Annotated in this window: 12 protein-coding genes; 4 read left to right on the top strand and 8 right to left on the bottom strand. The window is 74.3% G+C overall.

Translation table 11 applies throughout. The annotated features are described in order from the left end of the window. Nucleotides 1–90: 90 nt before the first annotated feature. Entirely contained in the window at nt 91–1,362 is a 1,272-nt protein-coding gene (locus AB0A94_RS21350; protein WP_361746662.1) for an SAV2148 family HEPN domain-containing protein, read from the bottom strand. Between the two features lie 271 nt (nt 1,363–1,633). Between AB0A94_RS21350 and glgX the strand changes: the two genes are divergently transcribed. The 3 genes from glgX (at nt 1,634) to AB0A94_RS21335 (ending at nt 7,572) form a co-directional block, all read left to right on the top strand. Next, nucleotides 1,634–3,772 carry a glycogen debranching protein GlgX gene (glgX, locus tag AB0A94_RS21345; RefSeq protein WP_361746471.1) on the top strand — a complete coding sequence of 713 codons (2,139 nt, stop codon included), beginning with the start codon at nt 1,634–1,636 and terminating at the stop codon, nt 3,770–3,772. Nucleotides 3,773–3,892: 120 nt separating this feature from the next. After that, a complete protein-coding gene (gene treY / locus AB0A94_RS21340) occupies nt 3,893–6,256 on the top strand; it encodes a malto-oligosyltrehalose synthase (RefSeq protein ID WP_361746469.1) in 2,364 nt (787 codons plus the stop codon). A gap of 65 nt (nt 6,257–6,321) precedes the next feature. Continuing rightward, on the top strand, nt 6,322–7,572 hold the full coding sequence (locus AB0A94_RS21335) for a M14 family zinc carboxypeptidase (RefSeq protein WP_361746467.1): 1,251 nt from the start codon (nt 6,322–6,324) through the stop codon (nt 7,570–7,572). Nucleotides 7,573–7,603: 31 nt separating this feature from the next. Here the strand turns inward: AB0A94_RS21335 and AB0A94_RS21330 are convergent, their stop codons facing one another. From AB0A94_RS21330 to AB0A94_RS21320, 3 genes are all read right to left on the bottom strand, one after another. Next, nucleotides 7,604–8,014 (bottom strand): SSI family serine proteinase inhibitor, encoded by a 411-nt coding sequence (locus AB0A94_RS21330; protein WP_361746465.1) that lies wholly within the window; start codon nt 8,012–8,014, stop codon nt 7,604–7,606. Between the two features lie 11 nt (nt 8,015–8,025). After that, complete coding sequence (locus AB0A94_RS21325; RefSeq protein WP_361746660.1) at nt 8,026–9,414, bottom strand: M14 family zinc carboxypeptidase; 1,389 nt, start codon at nt 9,412–9,414, stop codon at nt 8,026–8,028. 83 nt (nt 9,415–9,497) lie between these two features. Beyond that, the gene (locus AB0A94_RS21320) at nt 9,498–10,049 is read right to left on the bottom strand and encodes a DUF1707 and FHA domain-containing protein (protein ID WP_361746463.1); all 552 of its coding nucleotides are present in this window, start codon (nt 10,047–10,049) and stop codon (nt 9,498–9,500) included. A gap of 175 nt (nt 10,050–10,224) precedes the next feature. On the opposite strand from AB0A94_RS21320, the gene treZ reads away from it, so the two are divergent. Then, a complete protein-coding gene (gene treZ / locus AB0A94_RS21315) occupies nt 10,225–11,970 on the top strand; it encodes a malto-oligosyltrehalose trehalohydrolase (RefSeq protein ID WP_361746461.1) in 1,746 nt (581 codons plus the stop codon). Nucleotides 11,971–12,246: 276 nt separating this feature from the next. On the opposite strand, the gene AB0A94_RS21310 is transcribed toward treZ, so the two are convergent. From AB0A94_RS21310 to cyc2, 4 genes are all read right to left on the bottom strand, one after another. Then, a complete protein-coding gene (locus AB0A94_RS21310; protein WP_361746460.1) occupies nt 12,247–13,212 on the bottom strand; it encodes an aminoglycoside phosphotransferase family protein in 966 nt (321 codons plus the stop codon). A gap of 47 nt (nt 13,213–13,259) precedes the next feature. After that, the gene (locus tag AB0A94_RS21305; RefSeq protein ID WP_361746458.1) at nt 13,260–14,393 is read right to left on the bottom strand and encodes an aminopeptidase P family protein; all 1,134 of its coding nucleotides are present in this window, start codon (nt 14,391–14,393) and stop codon (nt 13,260–13,262) included. A 227-nt stretch (nt 14,394–14,620) separates the two neighbouring features. Beyond that, on the bottom strand, nt 14,621–15,058 hold the full coding sequence (locus tag AB0A94_RS21300) for a PDZ domain-containing protein (protein WP_361746456.1): 438 nt from the start codon (nt 15,056–15,058) through the stop codon (nt 14,621–14,623). A 181-nt stretch (nt 15,059–15,239) separates the two neighbouring features. Continuing rightward, nucleotides 15,240–17,399 carry a germacradienol/geosmin synthase Cyc2 gene (cyc2, locus tag AB0A94_RS21295; RefSeq protein WP_361746454.1) on the bottom strand — a complete coding sequence of 720 codons (2,160 nt, stop codon included), beginning with the start codon at nt 17,397–17,399 and terminating at the stop codon, nt 15,240–15,242. Nucleotides 17,400–17,451: the final 52 nt, after the last annotated feature.

Genomic DNA, 17,451 nt, shown 5'->3' with positions numbered 1-17,451 from the left:
TTCCCCCAGTGGTCTCCACCTTCGCACGCGCCACTGACAATCAGAGGATCGCATTCCGCTTACTGGCCGGGACGGCTCCCCGCGCCCCGGTCACGACACCGGCCGCGAATCCGCCCACATCAGCTCGAACTCCTCACGGTAGGTGGGGAACAGTCCGCCTTCCTCGGCTTCGCCCGGCTTGACCACCCTGACCCCGTTGCGCAGGACCAGCACCGGTGCCTCCATGCCCCGGGCCCGGCGCAGGTGGTTCTGCACGACCGCTACGCCGTCCGAGCCGTCCCCGTCCACGAGGTAGGCGGTGCAGCGGGGCGTCTCGTCGTAGACCTGGATCTCGAAGGCGCCGGGGTCGCGCAGCCGGGACCGGACCCGGCGCATGTGCAGGATGTTCATCTCGACGCTGCGGCCGAGCTCGCCGCGCTTGAGTCCGAGTTCCCGCTCGCGGCGCTTGACCGCGCTGGAGGCGGGGTTCAGGAACAGCAGCCGCACCCGGCAGCCGGACTCCGCCAGCCGCACCAGACGGCGCCCGGAGAAGTTCTGCACCAGCAGGTTGAGGCCGATGCCGAGGGCGTCGAGCCGGCGGGCCCCGCCGAAGATGTCCTCGGCCGGGAACTGGCGCAGCAGCCGCACCCGGTCGGGGTGGACGGCGACCACGTCGGCGTACCGGTCGCCGACCAGGTCCTCGACCGCGTCGACGGGCAGCCGGCGCGCGGACGGCACGTCGCCGCCGGCGCCGAGCATCTCAAGGAGCCGCGCGGAGGCCCGCTCGGCCTGGCCGAGCACCGCCTCGGACAGCGCGCGGTTGCGGGAGACGACGTTCCGGGTGACCTCCAGCTCGTCCAGGGCGAGTTCGACGTCCCGGCGGTCGTCGAAGTACGGCTCGAAGCAGGGCCAGTGCGCCACCATCAGCTCGCGCAGCTGCGGCAGCGTGAGGAAGGACAGGACGTTGTCGTCGGCCGGGTCGAGCAGATAGCCCTTGCGGCGGCTCACCTCGCGCACCGCGACCGCGCGCTGCACCCACTCCTGCCCGGTGGGCCCGGCGGCGGCGACCACCCAGTCGTCGCCGTGCACCGGCTCGTAGACGGGGCGCAGGACGGCGGCCACGACCGCGCGCAGCCGCTGCTCGACGAGGTTCAGCCAGATGTAGGCGCGGCCGGCCCGCTGGGCGCGGGTGCGCACCTCGCGCCAGGCGTCGGCGCCCCAGTCCAGCTCCGGCCCGATCGAGCCCGCGTCCATCGGCCGTGCCAGGGACACCGCACCGGGCGGGACGTCCGTGGAACTGCTCCCCTCGTGACCGTCGTCACCAGGGGGCAGTTCCAGCCCTCCCGCGCCCACCCGCGTACCGCCTTCCGCTCCCCCGAGCACTCCCGTCCCGACGATCAAGGAGAGTACTCCGCCGACGGCGCACGGTGCAGCCCGATGGACAGGGTCGTTTCCCAACTTCCCGTAATCACGGGACCGTTCCGTTCCGGAGGTGTCCGGGAGTGAGCGGATTCATAGCGGGATCGGCGCCGGGCGGAGGTCATCGGACCCGGGGGGCCTGGGTAGAAGGTGGTTCCCGCCCTTTCGAAGAGACACGGAAACACTCGGAGCCAAGGCGCCCCACCGGCGCCGTACACCTGAAAGAGTCGTATCCATGCAGGTCTGGCCTGGCGAGGCGTATCCGCTCGGTGCCACGTACGACGGCGCCGGAACGAATTTCGCGGTCTTCACGGAGGCCGCGGACCGAGTGGAGCTGTGTCTGCTGCACGACGACGGCTCCGAGACCGCGGTCGAGCTGCGCGAGAGCGACGCGTTCGTGCGGCACGCGTACCTGCCCGGGGTCATGCCCGGGCAGCGGTACGGCTTCCGTGTGCACGGGCCGTACGCCCCCGAGCGGGGGCTGCGCTGCAATTCCGCGAAGCTGCTGCTCGACCCGTACGCGCGTGCGATCAGTGGCTCGATCCAGTGGGGCGAGGAGGTGTACGGCTACCACTTCGACGACCGCGACCGGCGCAACGACCTGGACTCGGCGCCGCACACGATGACGTCGGTCGTGGTCAATCCGTACTTCGACTGGGGCGACGACCGGCTCCCCCGTACGGAGTACCACCACACGGTGATCTACGAGGCCCACGTCAAGGGCCTCACCATGCGCCACCCGGGGCTGCCGGAGGAGCTGCGCGGCACCTACGCGGGTCTCGCGCACCCGGCGGTGATCGAGCACCTGACCGGGCTGGGGGTGACGGCGCTGGAGCTGATGCCGGTGCACCAGTTCGTCAACGACCACCGGCTGGTGGACATGGGCCTCAACAACTACTGGGGCTACAACACGATCGGTTTCTTCGCCCCGCACAACGCCTACGCGTCCTGGGGCGACCGGGGCCAGCAGGTGCTGGAGTTCAAGTCGGCGGTGAAGGCGCTGCACGAGGCCGGGATCGAGGTGATCCTCGACGTGGTCTACAACCACACCGCCGAGGGCAACCACCTGGGCCCCACGCTCTCCCTCAAGGGCATCGACAACCCGTCGTACTACCGGCTGACCGACGACCCCCGGTACTACATGGACACGACGGGCACGGGGAACTCCCTGCTCATGCGGTCCCCGCACGTACTGCAGATGATCATGGACTCGCTGCGGTACTGGGTCACCGAGATGCACGTCGACGGGTTCCGCTTCGACCTGGCGGCGACCCTCGCGCGGCAGTTCCACGAGGTGGACCGGCTGTCGTCGTTCTTCGACCTGGTCCAGCAGGACCCGATCGTCTCCCAGGTGAAACTGATCGCCGAGCCCTGGGACGTCGGGGAGGGCGGCTACCAGGTGGGCAACTTCCCGCCGCTGTGGACCGAGTGGAACGGCAAGTACCGCGACACCGTGCGGGACCTGTGGCGGGGCGAGCCGCGCGCGCTCGCGGAGTTCGCCTCCCGGCTGACCGGCTCCTCCGACCTGTACCAGGACGACGGACGCCGCCCGCTGGCCTCGATCAACTTCGTGACCTGCCACGACGGCTTCACGCTGCACGACCTGGTGTCGTACAACGACAAGCACAACCAGGCCAACGGCGAGGACAACCGGGACGGCGAGAGCCACAACCGGTCCTGGAACTGCGGCGCCGAGGGCGAGACCGACGACCCGGACGTGCTGCGGCTGCGGGCCCGGCAGATGCGCAACTTCATCGCCACGCTGATGCTGTCCCAGGGCGTGCCGATGATCAGCCACGGCGACGAGGTGGCCCGCACCCAGCGCGGCAACAACAACGCCTACTGCCAGGACAACGAGCTGTCCTGGCTGGACTGGCCCGCGCCCGGCGAGGGGGAGGACGACGGGGAGGACCCGCGCCGGCGGCTGCTGGAGTTCACCCGCGCGATGGTGTGGCTGCGCAAGGACCATCCGGTGTTCCGGCGGCGCCGCTTCTTCCACGGCCGGCCGGTGGAGGGCACCCACGACGACCTCTCCGACATCGCCTGGTTCACCCCGGAGGGCGCGGAGATGACCCAGCGGGACTGGGACTCGGCGCGGGCGTCGGCGCTGACGGTGTTCCTCAACGGCAACGCGATCTCCGAGCCCGGTCAGCGCGGGGAGCGCATCACCGACGACTCGTTCCTGCTGATGTTCAACGCCTCCCCCAAACCGCTGGACTTCGTGGTGCCGGTCGACCACGGCCGGCAGTGGCAGGTGGTCGTCGACACCGCCCGCGCGGACGGCGTACCGCCGGGGACCGGTCCGAAGGTGGCGGCCGGCACCCGGCTGACGCTGACCGACCGCAGCATGACGGTGCTGCAGCGGCCGGTGTAGCGCGACACCCGGCGCACCCTGCGCACCCGGCACTTCCGCCGGGCCACCCGTCCGGGCGACGGATGGCTCGGCGGAAGGAGCGATGACAGATGAGGCCGCCACGCGGGTACGTAGGTTCCCATGACCTCTGAGCGACCTGACCCGGCGGTGCCCACGGCCACCTACCGGCTGCAGCTGCAGCCCGGCTTCCCGTTCGGGGCGGCGGCGGACGCCGTGCCGTACGTGGCCTCGCTCGGCGTGTCCCATCTGCACCTGTCGCCCGTCCTGGAGGCCGTGCCCGGCTCGCTGCACGGCTACGACGTGGTGGACCACACGCGCGTGCGCGAGGAGCTGGGCGGCGAGGAGGGCCTGCGGGAGCTGGCGCGCACCGCGCGGGAGCACGGTCTCGGCCTGGTCCTGGACATCGTCCCGAACCACATGGCGATGTCCCCGCGCCACAACCGGGCCCTGTGGGAGGTGCTGCGCGAGGGCCCCGCGTCGCCCTGCGCGCGGTGGTTCGACATCGACTGGGAGGCACAGGGCGGCCAGGTGCTGCTGCCGGTGCTCGGGGGGCCGCTCGGCCAGGAGGCCGGGCACCTGAGGACCGACGGCGACGTGCTGCGCTACCACGACCACGCGTTCCCGCTCCGCGAGGGGACGGCCGGGCTGCCGCTGCCGCAGCTGCTGGACGCGCAGTGGTACCGCCCCGTGTGGTGGCGCCTGGCGCGGACCGAGCTGAACTACCGGCGGTTCTTCAGCATCTCCGAGCTGATCGGGGTGCGGGTGGAGGATCCGGAGGTGTTCGAGGCCACGCACGCCAAGATCCTCCAGCTGCTCCGGGAGGGCGTGGTCGACGGGCTGCGCGTCGACCACCCGGACGGGCTCGCCGACCCCGACGGTTATCTGCGGCGGCTGCACGAGGCCACGGGCGGCCGGTGGACGGTGGTGGAGAAGATCCTCTCCGACGGCGAAACGCTGCCCGCCTCCTGGCCGGTCGCCGGCACCACCGGCTACGACGCCCTGCGGCACGTGGACGGGCTGTTCACGGACCCGGCCGGGTTCGGGGAGCTGCTCGGCCGGTACCGGCGGTTCGCGGCCCCGCAGACGGACCGGGGCGGCGACTGGGACGCCACGGTGCGGCGGGCCGCGTACAAGGTGCTCACGCACGAGCTGGCCACCGAGGTGGACCGGCTGGTCCGGGTGGCGGACCGGCTGTGCGCGACCGCTCCGGAGACCGGGCTGCGCGACCGCGCGCCCTGGGCGCTGCGCACCGCCCTGCAGGAGCTGCTGGTACGGCTGGAGGTGTACCGCCCGTACGACTCCGTGGACGCGTCCGCGGTGGTCACCGAGGAGGCCGCCGCCGAGGCCCGGCTCGCCTTCGCCGTCCCCGAGGAGGCCGGGGCGGTGGACGTCGTACGGGACCTGGTGCTCGGGCGGTACGGGGACGGCGCGCAGTACGTGGAGTTCCGTACGCGGTTCGCGCAGACCGCGTCGGCGCTGCGGGCCAAGTCCGTGGAGGACACGGCGTTCTACCGCTACGTGCCGCTGCTGTCGGCGACGGAGGTGGGCGGGAACCCCGGCGCCCCGGCGGTGTCCCCGGAGCGGTTCCACGCGTACTGCGCGCGCGTGCAGCGCGACTGGCCGTCGTCCGGGACGGTCGTCTCCACGCACGACACCAAGCGCAGTGCCGATGTGCGGGCGGCGCTGCAGGTGCTCACCGAGTGCCCGGAGCGCTGGGCGGACGTCCTGGCGGAGGTCACCCGCGTGGGCGAGGGCGTGCCGGACGCGCAGCTGGCGTGGGCGGCCTGGCAGACGGTGTTCGGGCTCGGCCCGGCGGAGGAGGAGCGGGTGCGGGGGGCGCTGCTGAAGCACGTGCGGGAGGCGGGCCTGTACACGAGCTGGACGGAGCAGGAGCCGCCGTACGAGGAGGCGGTGGCGCGGTTCGTGGCGGCGGGGCCGTGCGGGGTGCCGGGCGAGCGGGTGGCGGCGCTGCGCGCCTCGCTGGGGGTGCACGTCCGGGCGAACGTCCTGGGCACGGCGCTGGTCCATCTGACGATGCCGGGGGTGCCCGACCTCTACCAGGGAACGGAGCACGAGTACCGGGCGCTGGTAGACCCGGACAACCGGCGGACCGTGCGGTTCACGGGCGGCGGGGGCGACGGGAGCAGCGAGGAGAAGGCGGCGGTGACGCGGGCGGCGCTGCGGCTGCGGGCGCGGCGGCCGGACGTCTTCGGCGACACGGCCTCGTACGAACCGCTGTCCGCCGAGGGACCCGCGGCGGCGCACTGCCTGGCCTTCGTGCGCTCCGGCGAGGTGCTCACCGCCGTGACCCGGCTGTCGCTCCGGCTGGCGGAGGCGGGCGGCTGGCGCGACACCCGCCTGCCCCTGCCGCCGGGACGGTGGGCCGACGTGCTGGAGGAGGGGCGGGAGTTCAGCGGGCACGCGCGCGTGGAGGAGCTGCTCGGGCGCTCACCCGTGGCGCTGCTGGAGCGGCTCCCGGACTGAGCGCCCTTGACACCACCTCCCCACCGTGGGGTACTGCGCAGTGCGGATTCGGGTGGTGACGGGGGGTGGGTCCGCTGCCGGAACTGCGCTATCCGACGGTGGCCGAACTGGTCTCCGCCGCCCGCGCGCTGGCCGCCGGGTCGCCCGGTCTGTGCGTCCTGCGGCAGGTGGGGGTCTCCCGCGCGGGCCGGCCGTTGCACCTGCTGTCCGTCGGACACGCGCGGCGGGCCGTGCTGGTGGTCGCCGGCGCCCACGCCAACGAACCGGCCGGCGGGGGCACGCTGCTCGCGCTGGCCCGGCGGACGGTCCGGGAGCGGGAACTGCGCGACGGCACGTCGTGGCACTTCCTGCTGTGCGCGGACCCCGACGGGGCGAGCCTCCATGTGACGCCGACGCCGCGCAGTCTGTACGACTACCACCTGGGGTTCTTCCGTCCGGCGGGGCCGGAGCAGCCGGAGTGGGCGCCGTCGGTGCTGCCGCCCGGCCGGCTGCCGCCCGAGACCCGGGCGCTGACCGGGGTCATCGACGAGGTGCGGCCCTATCTGCAGGTGTCCCTGCACGGCACCGATCTGGGCGGCAGCTGGGTGCAGCTGACGAGGGACGTGCCCGGGCTCGCGGAGCCGTTCGCCAAGTCGGCGGCGCAGTCGCACATTCCGGTGGAGACGGGCGCCTCGGACGCGGCGGGCTGGCCGGTGTCCGGCCCCGGGGTGCGTGTGATGCCGGCGCCCGAGGCCGCGCCGGCCTATCCGAGCCTGACCGACGACGCGCGGCACAGCACCTGGTACCACGCCCACCGGTACGGCGGGATGACCGCGGTGATCGAGGTGCCGATGTGGGCGAGCGACCTGGTCGACGACCCGGCACCGCATCCGGCACCGGACGCGGTGCTGCGCCGGCTCGCGGACCGGCTGCTGCGGGACTCGGGCGAGGTGCGGCGGGTGCTGGAGGAGGCGCGTCCGCGGCACGGGGACGCGGGCGGGCCGCTGCTGCGGGCGGCCACCTGGGGGCTGGAGCTGGTGCCGGGGCTGGCCGCCGACCTGGCCCGCACACCGCCCGCCGACGGGACGCGGGCGTACGTGGGGAGCGTGGACGCGTTCGCGCGCCGGGTGCCGCTCAGGGCGGCGGCGATGCTGCGGCGGGCGCTGCGGGAGAGCGACGCGGGGGCGGCGGCTCGCCTGGAGGGGCTGGTCGCGCGCTGGAGCGCCGCGTTCGCCGACCGCTTCCGCGCCCGCTGGGTGCCGGTGGACCACCAGGTCGAGCACCAGTCCCGCGCGGTGCTGGCAGCGGCCCACCACGCCCGCGAGCAGGCCGGCTGACAGCACCGCCGCAGCCGTGGCGCGGGCGGCGCTACGCCTCGTCCAGGGCGAAGACCGAGCCCGTCCGGGTGGCCAGCACGCAGGTGTTCGAGAAGGTCCCGTTGTACTCGACGGCCCGTCCGCGCCACTTCCCGTGGGCGTGGGCGGTCACCGGGACGTAGTCCGCCGGGCAGTTGGCGTGCTTCGCCGGGATGTCGCCGATGTGCCCGTTCGCCGCGGCCAGCTCCGCGCAGGCGGCGGCGGCGTGCGGGTGCCCCCCGGGCGGGTCGCACCGCAGCATGGTGCCGCCCTTCGCGGCGGACGGCGTTCCCCCGTGGCTGACCGTGAGCATCAGCCAGTTGTCCTCGGCCTCCTCGGCGGAGTGCCCGGCACCGGCCCGCGCGGGCGCCGCGCACGCGAGCAGGACGAGGGCGGTGACCAGTCCCGCCCGTACCGTTTTCACTGAGATGTGTGTCATTCCCGGTACATCGGCACGACGGTGTCCGGACCCCACCCCGGCTCACCCGAACGGAAGGCTCCGCGTCCGGCCAGCCCGAACGCGGCGAGGACGACCCGCGCCTGGTACTCGGCCTGGCGCGCGACCGCGATCCAGCGTGCCCCGAACAGGTCCCGGCAGTCGGCGCACCGCGCGTCGATGAGCCGGTCAAGCTCCGGCAGGGCCCCGGCCGGGTCGTGCCCGGAGCGCGTCACCAGCTGGTGCAGCAGCCCGGCGGTGCGCAGGGCCAGCCGCCGCCCGGAGAGGCGCAGGGCGGCGAAGCGGGCGGTGGTCATGGGCGGCAGCGGATGAGCAGAATCGTTCCCGCGGTCGGGATCCCACGCGTCGGCGAGCCCCGGGCAGACCAGGAGGTAGTCGTCGACCGGGGCGAGCAGCCGCGCCGCGTCGGACACGTCGGCGAGATACGGCCGGATCCGGGCCGTCAGGCCCGCCAGCAGCAGGGTGTCCTGGCGCAGGGTGCGGCTGACGGACCGCAGCTCCGCCTCCACCCCGGCGTACGGGGAACCGTCCCCGACCGCCGTCACCCCCCACATGGGGGCCTCGACGACCGCGGTGACGGTGCCGTACCCGTGCGGGTGGAACCACGTCGACTCGACGGCGGCCTCGGTGATGGCGGCGGCGAGGTCGCGGCGGCGCGGGGGCGGGATGCGGTAGACGGCGGGTCCGAGTCCGGGCCAGTACAGGGCGTCGTAGGCGCCGAGCTCGCGCGGGACGCCGAGGCGGGCGGCGATGCCCGCGACCCGCCGGTCGAGGCCGGGCAGGTCCCGGGTGAGCTCGACGAAGCCGCCGCCGACGTCGACGCCGTGCAGGGAGCACTGGAGGAAGGGCCGCAGTTCGTCCTGGAGGGCGAGCAGGGCGCGGGTCTCGGGCAGCGCCGCTGCGGCGGCGCCGTCGGGCAGCCATTCGGGTTGTTCCAGGAAACCGGGCCGGAAGAAGTGCCGGAAGTGGTGGCCCAGGGTGTACGGGCCGGTCAGCCAGCGCTCGTTGCGGCGCAGTCCGTCGGGGTCGAGGCAGAGCAGCAGGTTCCAGGTGGCGTCGGCGCCCTCGGTGAGCCGGGGGTCGGCCAGGGCGCGCTCGGCCAGCCGCAGCACGGTGGCGCCGCCCACGGGCTCGTTGGCGTGCGGCCCGGCGACGACGAGGGCCTGACGGCTGCCGTGGCCGACGCTGAGCAGCCACAGGGGGGTGCCCGCGCGGGAGGCGCCGACCCGGCGCAGCCGGGCGTCGCGGGGATGCCGGGCGACGAGGGCGGCGGCCCGCGCGCCCAGTTCGTCGACGGTCGGGTAGTGCGGGAGGGGCGGCAGGGCACACCTCCACGAAGCGGCGCCGTCGTCGCACCGGGAGTGCATGGCGTACGCACAGTCAGTCACGACTTCGGGGGTACGTCAACACCGCGACGACCGTGGGGATTTGGCCGGGGATCCGCCGGGTGTCAGTGCGCCGCGAGCCGGTAGGTGATCTGTCCGAAGCCGATCTGGTCGCCCTCGCGGACGACGGCCGCGCCGACCACCCGGCGCCCGTTCACCGTGGTGCCGTTGGTGGAGCCGAGGTCCCGCAGCACCCAGAGGCCGCCCTGGTGGCGGAGTTCGGCGTGCACGCGGGAGACCGTCTCGTGGCTGAGCCGCAGCCCGCTGCCGGGATCGCGGCCTATGCGCAGGGGGTGGCCGGTCGCCGGGTGCGGCAGCAGCAGCTTGGGGAGCTTCTCGGCCTGCCAGGCCCGGCGCAGCCGCACGGTGAATCCGGAGACGGCCTCCACGCTGCCGAACACCAGGCGGGAGAAGCGGCTTTCCCTCGGGAGGTCGGCGACGAGCGCGGCGAGTTCGTCGGAACGGCGCGCCACGAGCGCGAGTTCCATCCGCCGGACGAACGTGTCGTGGGACAGGCGGCCCATGGCGACGCCGTCCCGCAGCACGCCCAGCGCCTTGTCGCGCTCCGCGTCGGAGAGCCGCGCGGGATACGTGTGGAACTCGAAGGACGACGTCACGCCGCCGATTGTCGGTCAGTGACGGCCGGGCTGTCCAGAAAGCGGGGAAACGGCCGCACGCGCGCGCCCGCCCGGCGACACCTGCCGCAAAAGGGCGGATCCACCGGCGAATTGATCTCCCATGGAGCACGATGGACGGGCTACATCACGGTGAGCAGACGAAGGGGAACCGTCCGTGCAGTTCGAGGTGTGGGCACCGCAGGCCGGCCGAGTGACGCTCGAGTGCGACGGCGTCACGCGGGTGTTGGAGCGTGATCCGGAGCGGGAGGGGTGGTGGCGGGGGGAGGCCGTGGCGCACGACGGCTCCCGGTACGGCTTCGCGCTGGACGACGGTCCCGTCCTGCCCGATCCGCGCTCGCGCCGGCAGCCGGACGGTCCTGACGGCCTGAGCGCCGTCGTCGACCACGACCGGTTCACCTGGCGCACGGAGTGGCCGGGGCGCCCGCTGCCCGGCGCGGTGCTGTACGAGCTGCACGTGGGCACGTACACGCGTGAGGGCACCTTCGACGCCGCCGCCGAGCGGCTCGGCCATCTCGCGGAACTGGGCGTGACCCATGTGGAGCTGATGCCGGTGTGCCCGTTCCCGGGCCGGCACGGATGGGGGTACGAGGGAGTCTCGCTGTGGGCGGTGCACGAGCCGTACGGCGGACCCGAGGGACTGAAACGGTTCGTCGACCGGGCCCACGCCCTCGGCCTCGGCGTCGTCCTGGACGTCGTGCACAACCACCTGGGGCCGTCCGGGAACCACCTGCCGCGGTTCGGGCCGTACTTCACGGACACCCACCACACCCCGTGGGGGGCGGCGGTCAACCTGGACGCGCCCGGCTCCGACGAGGTGCGCGCGTTCCTCGTGGGCAGCGCGCTGGCCTGGCTGCGGGACTACCGGTTCGACGGGCTGCGCCTCGACGCGGTGCACGCGCTGGCGGACACGCGCGCGTGCCACTTCCTGGAGGAACTGTCCGAGGCCGTGGACGCCCTCGCCGCCGACACCGGCCGGCCCCTCTTCCTGATCGCCGAGTCGGATCTGAACGACCCCAGGATCATCCGGCCCCGCGCGGAGGGCGGCCTCGGGCTGCACGCACAGTGGAACGACGACTTCCACCACGCCCTGCACACCGCGCTGACCGGTGAGGCGCAGGGCTACTACGCCGACTTCGCGCGCGCCCCGTTCGCGGCCCTCGCCAAGACGCTCACCGGCGGCTTCTTCCACGACGGGACGTACTCCAGCTTCCGGGGCCGGCACCACGGCCGCCCCCTGGACCGCAACCGGGTGGCCGGGCACCGGCTCCTCGGCTACGCCCAGACCCACGACCAGGTCGGCAACCGCGCCCGGGGGGACCGGCTGACCGCCCTGGTCCCCCCCGGAGTGCTGGCCTGCGCGGCGGCCCTCACGCTGACCGCTCCCTCCACCCCCATGCTGTTCATGGGTGAGGAGTGGGGGGCGGGCACGCCCTGGCAGTTCTTCACCGACCACACCGACCCGGAGCTCGCCAAGGCGGTGAGCGACGGCAGGCGCCGGGAGTTCGCGGCGCACGGCTGGGCCGAGCAGGACGTGCCCGACCCGCAGGACCCCGCCACCCGCGACCGCTCCTGCCTCGACTGGTCGGAGCCGGAACGCGAACCCCACGCGCGCGTGCTGTCCTGGTACCGGCTCCTGATCGCCCTGCGCCGGGAACAGCCGGACCTCACCGACCCCGACCTCGGCGACACCAAGGTGGCCTACGACGAGGAGCGCCGCTGGCTGGCCTTCCGGCGGGGGGACGTCCGGGTCGCGGTGAACCTCGGCGCCGAGCGGACGGCGATCCCCCTGGGCGTCCCCGGGGCGCGCGTCCTCGCGGCGTGGGAGCCGGTGGAGACTCCGGGCGCGGACGGGGTGCTGCGGCTGCCGGGCCGGTCGGCGGTCGTCCTCCTCCAGGACTGAGGTCCGCCCGACGCCCGTCCTCCTCCGGGACCGAGGTCCGCCCGACGCCCGTCCTCCTCCGGGACCGAGGTCCGCCCGACGCCCGTCCTCCTCCGGGACCGAGGTCCGCCCGACGCCCGTCCTCCTCCGGGACCGAGGTCCGCCCGACGCCCGCGAAGGCCGCGACACGCCTGTCCCGGCCACACGGTCCGGTCCCGGAGCGGCCCCGGCGGCGGCCGGCGCGGGCGGGCCGCGCCGTGGCCGGGGCCCCTTTGGCGGATCGTGCCGGAGGGGCCTCTACCGCGCGTCGTCCGCGCGGCCGAAGTCCGTCACCCTCTCCAGCATGATCGGCTCCCAGGCGCGGCCCAGCCGGGCGCGCAGGCCGGGCGGCGGGGCGGTGGTGCGGCCGGTGAGGGCCTCGGCGAGGTGGAGGACGGAGTCGCAGCGGGCCAGCCACAGGCCGCGCAGACAGGGGCGGGCGCCGTAACCGGCGAGGGTGGCGGCGCGCACGGCGGCCGGGGCGCCGACGGCGAGCGCGAGGCCCGCGATGTCCTCGGCGGGGTCGCCGACCACCGCCGCGTCCCAGCCGAGGACGCCGCGCACCCTGCCGTCCGCGCTCACCACGAGGTGTCCGCAGGTGAGGGCGTGGTGGACGACGACGGCCGTGCCGGGCTGGGCGGCGAGCTGGACCGCGGCGGGCGGGGTGAGCTGGTTCAGCCGGTCCGGGTCGAACTCGTCGGCCTCGGCGAGCCGTCCGGCGGCCTCCGCGGCGGCCCGGCGCAGGGCTTCCAGGGAGCGCGGGGGGACGCGCGGCACGCCGAGCGTCTCCGCCTGCCGCACCGGCACCTCCCGCAGCCCCGTGAGCAGCCCCGCCAGGTCGGCCTCGCCGACGGCGGAGACGGCGTGCTCCTCCCCCGTGCCACCGGCCAGCCGGGTGTCCAGGCTGCAGAACAGACCGGGCGCCCACTCGCCGTGCGCCACGGCGGACGGCAGCGCGACCGGGACGTGCGGGCGGACGAGGTCGCGCAGCCGCAGTTCGCGGCGGCGGCGCACGCTCGCCTCACGGTCCGGGGCGAGGCGCAGCACATGGCGGGTGCCGACCCACCAGGTGGCGGGCCCGGCGCCCGGGGTGACGGGCCGGACGTCGGGGTCCGCGGCGGAATCCGCGCCGCCGCCCTTGCCGCCGCCCTTCCCGCCGTCCTGCAGCAGGGAGCGGGCCAGTCGGCGGACGGTGTCCGCGGTGGGTGTCGGTGCCTGGGTCATGAGCGCGCCGTTGCCGTTCGGGGAGGCAGGGAGGGGACGGGGGCCGTTCAGTCCACTATGACCATCTCCCGCGCGGTGTTGTTCAACCGCCGTCCGCCGTCCTCGGTCACGGTCACGATGTCCTCGATGCGCACGCCGAACCGGCCGGGCAGGTAGACGCCCGGTTCCACGGAGAAGCACATGCCGGGGACGAGGGGCCGCTCCTCGCCCTCGATCATGTAGGGCGGCTCGTGCGTGGTGACACCGATGCCGTGCCCGGTGCGGTGGATGAAGTACTCCCCGTACCCGGCGTCGGCGATGACCCCGCGGGCGGCCCGGTCGACCTCCTGGCAGGCGGCTCCGGGCCGCACCGCGCGGAAGCCCGCCTCCTGCGCCTCGCGCACGAGGTCGTGCACCCGGCGCTCCTCGTCGGTGGGTTCGCCGACGTGGACGGTGCGGGAGGTGTCGGACCCGTAGCCGTCCTTGAGGCCGCCGAAGTCGAGGACGACCATGTCGCCGCGTTCGATGACGCGGTCGCCGATCTCGTGGTGCGGGTTGGCGCCGTTGGGGCCGGAGGCGACGATGGTGAAGTCGACCTGGGAGTGCCCGAACCGGCGCAGCAGGGCGGCCAGGTCTGCGGCGACGTCGGTCTCGCGGCGGCCGGCGAAGGCGACGCCCCTGATCTCCTCGAAGGCCGCGTCCGCCGCGGCCCCGGCGGCGGCCAGGAGCTCCAGCTCCGCCGCGTCCTTGACGGCGCGGAGCATCGGCAGGGCCTCGGTGAGGGAGGCGTACGAGGTGCCGGGCAGCGCCTTCTGCAGGCCCAGCAGGTGCATGGCCCAGGCGTTGTCGCTGATGCCGAACCGCCCGCCGGTGTCCAGCAGGGCGGCGGCGGCGGCGGTGGCGTAGGGGTCCTTGCCGTCGGTCCAGTCGCGCAGGGTGAGAGCGGAGGCGCCCGGGGCGCGCTCGGCGTCCGGGGCCTCCAGGGTGGGGACGACGAGCACGGGGTCCCGGCCGGCCGCCAGGACCAGCAGGGTGAGCCGCTCGGTGACGGCGGTGGGGGTGTAGCCGGTGAGCCACACCAGGTCGGGGCCGGGTGCCACGAGCAGTCCGGCGAGCCCGGCGCCGGCGGCCTGCCGCGCCGCGCGCTCCATGCGGGCCTCGTAGTCGTCGGCGGTGAAGGACGCGGGCACGGCGCCGGTCATTCGGGGGCCTCCCTGGGCGACAGCGGGTTACGGGCAGCATCCTGCCCGGCGGGCGGGGGCGGCGCGAGCCGGTTCGCGGTGTTCGCCCCGCGAACCGCCACGGCCAAGGGCTGGGCGGGAGCGGGTCCGCCGATCCGGTGAACGGGTCCCCGGACCCGGACGCCCCGGTCGGGCCCGCCTTCCCGTACGGGACGCCGAGGGTCGGCTCACCGGTCTCTTCCGCGTGGTCATGTGACGATGCCGGGGACGGCCGTCAGCTGCTGGTAGCCGCCGCTCCGGCGGCGCACCGTCAGTCTCACCTCGTCTCCCGGGCGGGCCCGGGAGACGGCGCGTGCCAGGTCGGCGGCCGAGTCGACACGGGCGGTGCCGAAGGCGAGGAGGACGTCGCCGCGCACGAGACCGGCCGAGGCCCCCGGGCCGGGCACGTGCACGGCGACGACCAGTGCCCCGGGCCCCCTGTCGTTGGCCACCTCCACGCCGAGCCTGGTGACCACCGGCGCGGGCGGGGCGGACCGCGGAGCCGGAGCCGGGGCCGGGGCCGCCCCGGTCTGCCGCTTCAGCTCGGCGAGCCCGCCCGCGCCGGCGACCGTGGCCCCCACCGCCCCCAGCCCGGCCCCCGCGAGCACCAGGACCGTCCCCGCCAGCACCCCGAGCAACACGGCCACCGGCCGCCCGCGCCGGCGCCCGGGGCGCCTGCCGGGCGGTCCGGAGCCCGGCCCGCGCCCGGATCCGCCACCGCCCCCACCCCCGTCGCCGGGCATCGGCCTGGGCCGTAACGCGGTCTGTTCCATGGTTCGCCTCCGGCGGCGGTGCGGTCGGTACGGGCTGTGCCGGCAGTACCGGGCGTCAGACGGGGAGCGGCGGTGCCGGTGCGCGGTCCGGGAGGAAGCCGTGGACCCGGCCGGACAGATACTCGTCCTTGTAGCGGTCGACGCTGCGGTGCCAGTTGAGGATGCCCGCCATCCAGTTCCGCAGGTCCGTCACATAGCCCCGCATGATCGCCCGTGCCTCGTCCGACAACTGGAAGTCGTCGTAGACGACGGGCAGTTCGTGCTCCACGACATGCTCGAACTGGCGCATGCGCTGGTTCATCAGGTCCTGCACCACGGGCAGCGCGGTCGGGTAGTCGACACCGAAGAAGTTCTGCACGACGAGGACCGCGTTGTGCATCTCGCCCTCGAACTCGATCTCCTTCTGGTACGAGAAGATGTCGTTGAGGAGGCACGCGTAGTCGATCGCCGCGTTCTCCAGGGAGCGGACGGGACCGCTGCGGTAGACCTCCGGCGGCACCGCCGGTCCGTGTCCGGCGCGGCAGAGCCCCAGGGTGAGGTCGGAGCCGAAGGTGGCGCGCCGCATCTCCAGGTAGTCCACGGGGTCCGGGACGCGGTGCTGGATCTGGTTGGACAGCTCCCACACCCAGGCCTCGGTCATCGTGTCGACGGCCGACTTCAGGGGGCGGCGCTCATCGGGCGTCATACCGGCCGTCGTACGCCTCCACAGGTCGATCAGCGCCCTCTCCATGGCGTTGACGGGCGGCGGCGGCACCTCGCCGGAGTCGAGGGGCATGCAGGCCGACAGGCGGGCCGTGGTCAGCCGCGCGGCGGCCAGATCGCGGCGGTGGCCGTAGACGAGCGGGTAGTAGTCGTCGCCGTAGGTGCCGAAGGCCAGCCAGCCGGAGGCGAGGTCGAGCTGCTCCTGGGTGGCGTCCGGGTCGAGGCCCGCCGCGCACAGGGGGAGGTCGCAGCTCTCGAGCTTGTCCTCGTCCCAGACGCCCTCGTTGAGGAAGCCGATCCGCCGCGACCACTCCAGCAGGTGCCGCCGCGCGCCGTCGAGTGCGGGGCTGAGCTCCAGCGGGAACGGCATGCGGATGTCGGGGATGATCGACGGGCCGACCTTCCGGAACGGCACGTGCGTGTACGCGCGCAGTCTCCCGGCCCCCGCGCCGGCGAGCAGTGCGCCGACGTCGGCGGCGGACGTCCCGGGGCCGGACGGGGACTGCCAGGGGGCGGCGGACCGCGCGCCCTCGTTCATGTAGCGGCTGGAGCGCAGGTGCCATTCGTGGCCGCCGGACTGCCAGTCCTGCAGGCCCTTGGTGTACGCCCCGACGGCCGCGGTCTCGGCCGGGGTGAGCCCGTTCTCCAGGGCCACGGCGGGGACTTCGGTGAACGCGGTGTGCTCGAACTGGTGGAGCCGTGAGGTGAGGACGTCGCCCACGATGTCGGCGGCCTCCTGGGTGGTGCAGCCGAAGAAGGTCTCCAGGACGAGTACGCCGTTGCTGAGTTCGCCCTCGTCCTCGACCTCCCGCTGGTAGGAGAACAGGTCGTTGCGCAGGTGCACGGCGTCGGAGAAGGTCTCCATCAGCACCCTCAGCGGCCTGGTCCCGGCGACGGCGGCGGGCACTTCGGCGGTCGCGTACTCCACGAGCCCGGCGGACCAGGGAGCGCCGCCCACCTTGCGGCGCATCTCGATGTACTCGACGGGATTGGCGATCCGCCCCTCGTTGATGTTGGACAGTTCCCACATCGACTCGTTGAGGAGGTGTTCGGTGGCGAGGGCGAACCGGCGGCGCCAGCCGGCGGACATCGCCGGCACGGTGCGCGCCCACAGGTCGGCGAGGCCCGCCTCGACCGGGTTCTGCGGTTCGGGCACGGGAGCCGCCGGGTCGAGCGGCATGAACAGCGGCAGCCGGTCCAGGTGGGCCTTGCCGGCGGCGCGGTCCTGGGTGCGTTTGAACTTCTCCAGGAAGTGGTCGTCGAAGAAGAAGACCCACACGTACCAGTCGGTGATGAGCGAGAGGGCGGGCCCGTCGCAGTCGGGATGGGTGTAGGCGCAGAGCAGGCCGTAGTCGTGCGCGTCGAGGTCGGCCTGCTCCCATACCCCGCTGCCTTCCAGCATGCCCATGTCGCGCGCCCACCCGGTCGAATGGGCGCGGGCCTCGTCGACATGCGGGTTGAGCCGCGCGGGATGCGGCAGGTAGAAGTGCGGGAGTTCGAACGGCTGCGTCATGGCCGGGGGCTACCCGTGGCCCGGTGGCGGCATCCGCCGGCCGGGACGTGAT

Source organism: Streptomyces sp. NPDC044984 (assembly GCF_040646935.1).
In the GTDB taxonomy this organism is placed as follows: Bacteria; Actinomycetota; Actinomycetes; order Streptomycetales; family Streptomycetaceae; genus Streptomyces.
This window is presented reverse-complemented; position numbering and strand designations above follow the sequence as displayed.

What these genes read in the sequence shown, in the direction of transcription:
- glgX (WP_361746471.1), top strand. Translation starts at nt 1,634, where the DNA reads ATGCAGGTCTGGCCTGGCGAGGCGTATCCGCTCGGTGCCACGTACGAC.
- cyc2 (WP_361746454.1), bottom strand. Translation starts at nt 17,399, where the DNA reads ATGACGCAGCCGTTCGAACTCCCGCACTTCTACCTGCCGCATCCCGCG.
- AB0A94_RS21305 (WP_361746458.1), bottom strand. Translation starts at nt 14,393, where the DNA reads ATGACCGGCGCCGTGCCCGCGTCCTTCACCGCCGACGACTACGAGGCC.
- AB0A94_RS21310 (WP_361746460.1), bottom strand. Translation starts at nt 13,212, where the DNA reads ATGACCCAGGCACCGACACCCACCGCGGACACCGTCCGCCGACTGGCC.
- AB0A94_RS21325 (WP_361746660.1), bottom strand. Translation starts at nt 9,414, where the DNA reads ATGCACTCCCGGTGCGACGACGGCGCCGCTTCGTGGAGGTGTGCCCTG.
- treY (WP_361746469.1), top strand. Translation starts at nt 3,893, where the DNA reads ATGACCTCTGAGCGACCTGACCCGGCGGTGCCCACGGCCACCTACCGG.